General features: G+C 60.2%; 1 protein-coding gene. It reads right to left on the bottom strand.

Annotated elements, in window-relative coordinates; translation table 11 throughout:
• Positions 1 to 4,826 (bottom strand): non-ribosomal peptide synthetase (locus SQ11_RS15220; protein WP_041515050.1); only part of this gene is annotated, 4,826 nt, incomplete at both ends.

Genomic DNA, 4,826 nt, shown 5'->3' with positions numbered 1-4,826 from the left:
GCAGCACCGTGCTCAGGTGATACACCGGGCTGCCCGGATACAACTGCTCGAAAAACCAGAGCCGTTGCTGGGCAAAGGATAGCGGACAAGGGTCCGTCCGCAGCCCGGCCAGAATAGCCGGCTCGGCAGTGGCTTCGCCTGTTTCCCGGCCTATGGCACGCGCCAGACCGGCCACCGTTGGGAACTCGAAAAGCCGGCGCAATGGGACTTCGATGCGGAAAGTGTCCCGGATTCGCGAGATGACGCGCGTTGCCAGCAATGAGTGCCCACCCAGTTCAAAGAAATTATCCTCCACCCCGACAGCATCGAGGCCGAGAACCTGCGCCCATATTTGCGCTATTCTTGTTTCGTCGTCCGTACGCGGCAGAATGGCGGCGCGTCCGAGATCCGGACGTGAGTGATCCGGGGCCGGAAGCGCTCGCCGGTCGATCTTGCCGCTCGGTGTGAGAGGGAAGCTGACGAGAAAAACATAGGCTGACGGAACCAGATACTCCGGCAGCCGTTCGAGTAGAAACCGGCGCAGATCGCCGGCCGTCGGCGGTGTTTCCGTCCGCGCCACCACATACGCGGCCAGCCGGCGATCGCCCGGCTCATCCTCCCTCACCAGCACGACGGCCTCATGCACCGCTGGGTAGCTGGCAAGCACTGCCTCCACCTCGCCTGGCTCAACCCGAAAACCGCGAATCTTGACCTGATGATCGAGACGGCCCAGAAACTCGATCTCGCCATCGGGAAGATAGCGTGCAAGATCGCCGGTTCGGTAAAGGCGTGAATCCGGGTAATCAGGGTGGGCAATGAATTTTTCGGCGGTCAGTTCATCGCGGTTGAGATAGCCCCGCGCAAGATTGTCTCCACCGATATATATTTCTCCCGGCACACCAATGGGTACGAGGCGCTGGCCGGGATCCAACAGGTGAATGCACGTATTGGCGATCGGATGGCCGATGGGGGGCAGGAGAGGCCAGCCGTTGGGCGAACCCGCAAGCGTGTAAGCGGTGACCACATGGGTTTCCGATGGGCCATAATGATTGTGCAAGCGGCATCCGGGGAGATTCCCGAACAGGTTGCGGATCTGGGGTGTGACCTGCAATTGCTCCCCGGCGGTGATGATCTCCCGCAAGGTTGCGGGGAGCGGCTCGATGTGAATGGCAGCTTCCGCCAGTTGCTGTAGTGCAACGAAGGGGAGATATAATCTGTCAACTTGTTGTTCGCCGATCAGCCGCCATAACCCCACCGGATCCTGCCGCAATGTTTCGGGGGCCAGGACGAGCGTCGCGCCGGCACAAAGGGTCGAAAAAATCTCCTGAAACGAGACGTCGAAGCTCAATGGCGCAAATTGCAGCGTATTGCCCCCTGGACCGAGTTCCCCATGCTGCCAGGCTGTCAGATTAACCAGCGTCCGATGTGGCAGAGCCACTCCTTTCGGCTTGCCGGTCGACCCCGAGGTATAAATAATGTAGGCCAGATTTTCCGGTTTTGGCATCGACTTTGGCACGATGGGCGGCGGGTTGCCCGGCAGCGGTGGAAGCGGTTCGTCCAGGCACAGCGCGCGATAGGCTGGCAGTCGCTCAAGTAGTGCCCGTTGGGTAAGCAGTAAAAGCGCTCCGCTGTCTTGCAACATGAAGGTTAACCGCTCTCGCGGGTATGCCGGATCGAGCGGCACGCAGGCACCGCCAGCGATTAGAACGGCAAGTACCGCGCTCACCATCTCCGGCGAACGCTCCAGACAAAGCGCCACCGGTGTATCCGGATGCACGCCGAGGCGGCGCAAATGACTGGCAATCATGTCAGCACGCTCACTGATCTCGCGATAAGTGAAGCGGGTGGTGCCATGGACCAGGGCAACTGCATCGGGTGTGCGTACCGTCTGTTCTAGAAAGAGCTCGTGAATGCAGCGGTCGCTTGGATATTCGTGCTGGGTATGGTTCCAGTCCGTGAGCTGCCGCCGTTCGGCGGCCGTGAGCAGCGAAAGGTTCGCGAGACGCCCGGCGGAGTTCGCCGCTATGGCTTCCAGCAGCGTCCGCCAATGATCGAGCATGCGCATGATAATGGCATCGTCGAAATGCGCGCGGTCATATAGAAACCTGAGCAGAAGTTCCTCGCCCGGCGCGGCAATCGCTGTCAGGGGGTAACTCGTACGTTCCACGGCTCGGGTTGCGCTGGCAGCTTTACTTTCCTTCGCAGTTCCGCGACGAGGATAGTTTTGAAAAACCAGCAGGCTTTCAAAAAGTGGCTGGCCGGGAGGAATCTCACTTAAGCGTTGTACTTCCGCAAGCGAACTGTATTCGTATTCCCTGTCCTTGAGCTGACGGGCTTGCAGATCCTGCAACCAGTCAAGGAGCGTGACATCTTCCGCCACGGAAACGCGTAACGGCAATGCATTGATGAAAAGTCCCAGCATCGACTCGACGCCGGCAATCGCTGCCGGGCGTCCCGATACGATGACGCCGAACACGATATCGGTTTCACCGCTGTAGCGGCTCAGGAGCACCGCCCAGGCCGCCTGAATCAGCGTATTGAGCGTGAGCTGGTGCGTGCGCGCGAAGGTTTCCAGAGTGGCTGTGGAGCCCGCAGACATGCGGATATATTGTTCGCCATGCTCCCCGCTTTCCGCTGCGCCTGTATGCGGCCGCTCCACCACCAATGGCGTGGCAGCGAAAAATCCCTGGAGCGCATGCTTCCAGTAAGCCTGGGCGGCATTCCGGTCCTGCTCGCGCAACCAGGCGATATAGTCCCGGTAAGGGCGCGGCGGCGGCGGCTCATGGCGGATGCCACGCTGGATCGCATCGTAGAAATCCCCCACTTCGGCGAAGAGAATCGGCACGCTCCATCCGTCGAGGAGCGCATGGTGATGGCTCCAGATGAACTCGAACTGATTCTCGCCGGTTCGGATCAGAAAAATTCGCATCGGCGGCGCTTTCGCAAGATCGAAACCCCGCTTCCGATCGGCGTCAAGAAAATCGTCGAGCCGTTGTTTCGGCTGGGAAGACTCACGCCAGTCAAGATGGACACAGTCCAGTTGCGCCTCGCGGTGAACTACCTGTAACGGTGCGTCGAGACCCTTCCAATGAAAGGTCGTCCGCAGCGCCGGATGGCGCATGACCACGCACCGCCAGCCTTGCTCAAATGCTTCGATGTCGATATCGCTTGAAAAGGAATGGAGAAGTTGCTCGACATAGATTCCGGCATCCGGATCGAGGAGGGTATGGAACAGCATTCCTTCCTGCATCGGCGATAGAGGATAAATGTCGTCGAGATCGGGATTGTCACGCAAGAGCTGGTCCAGCTGCGCCTGATCAAGACTCGAAAGCGGAAAGTCCGCGGGCGAGAATCCCATGTCCCCGGAGGATGGGTTATAGGTGATTATTCCGCGCAATTCTTCCAGGAATGCCGCCGCCAGCGTTTCGATGGTGGCACGGTGATGTATCGCCTCGCTGTAAATCCAGGAAAGATGCAGCCTGTCGGAGAAAACGCCACCATTGATGTCAATAAGATAACGCCGCCTGTCGCGCTCGCTGAAAGCCGCCCCTCGCGGGTCGTTCCCATCGGCACCCGGATCGGCGGAGTGCTCGAATTGTCCCAGGTAATTGAAGCTCATTTGTGCCTGGGGAAGCGTTTTCAGATGATCTCCTGCGTCGCTCTTGCTCATGTACCGCAGGAGACCGTAACCGATGCCGCGCCGGGGAATCGCCCGCAGCTTTTCCTTGGTTCGCCGCAGCGCCGCGCCGGGGTTGGCGCAATCCCCGACATCAAGGGCTACCGGAAAGATCGTCGTAAACCAGCCGACGGTTCGGGATAAATCGACGTCATCGGAAATGGTTTCCCGGCCGTGGCCTTCCACGTCAACCAGCGTCTCCCCCACCCCGGTCCACCGGGCGAGGGCGAGAGCCACGGCGGTTAGCAATATCTCATCAATGCGGGCGCGATGAGTCCGTGCGATGTCTCTCAGCAAGCGCGCGGTTTCTTCCGTGGCGAGAGAAACCGCCACCGTGCGGCTTGATCCGGCGGTGTTGGCCTCCAGCGGCGTCGGCAAATCCCTGGGTAATGGCGCCGCCTGCATGGGCAACGCCGCGAGCCAGTATCCCGCCTCCTCCATGAGATCCGCCGAGTTTGCGTAGGCCGCCAGTTTGCCGGCCCAGGAGGTGAAAGCCGTCGTCTTCGGCGGCAAGGCGGCTATATGCTCCATCCGGGCATTGGCGGCATCCAGATCCTCGAGAAGGATACGCCATGAAACTCCATCAACCGCCAGATGATGGATCACGATCAGCAGGGAGGCTTCTTCGTCCGGCCCAAAATCGAATAGCGCGGCGCGCAGGAGCGGCCCACGGGAAAGATCAAGACTCGCTTGCACTTGCGCCGCTTGTTCCGCTACCGCCGCCATGCGGCGTGATCGTGCTATCCCGGACAGATCGATGCGGCGGTAGGGCGTCGCCGCATCCGGAGCAGCGAGTGTCTGGAGCCATCCATCGCCGGTGCGAAAGAAGCGCAGCCGCAATGCGTCGTGGTGGGCCAGGAGTTGGTCAAAAACGCGTCTCCAGCGATCGTCATCGATGTCCCGCGAGACCGCTAGCAGCACTGACTGATTGTAATGCTGCGGATCGGCCAATTCCTGTTCAAAGAACCAGTGCTGAATCGGTGTAAGCGGCGCGGTTCCCGTCACTATTCCCTGCTCCGCTGCGATGGAGCCGGTATTTGCGACAATCAGCAATCCGGCGACGGTGGGCTGCTCGAAAAGCTGGCGGGGCGTGAACCGCAGCCCCTTGCTACGTGCGCGGGCGACAATCTGGATCGCCAGAATCGAGTCTCCGCCCAATTCGAAGAAGTTA

This window comes from Nitrosospira sp. NpAV (assembly GCF_000832065.1).
GTDB lineage: Bacteria > Pseudomonadota > Gammaproteobacteria > Burkholderiales > Nitrosomonadaceae > Nitrosospira.
The sequence above is the reverse complement of the archived record's forward strand: the minus strand, read 5'-3'. Positions and strand labels throughout refer to the sequence as shown.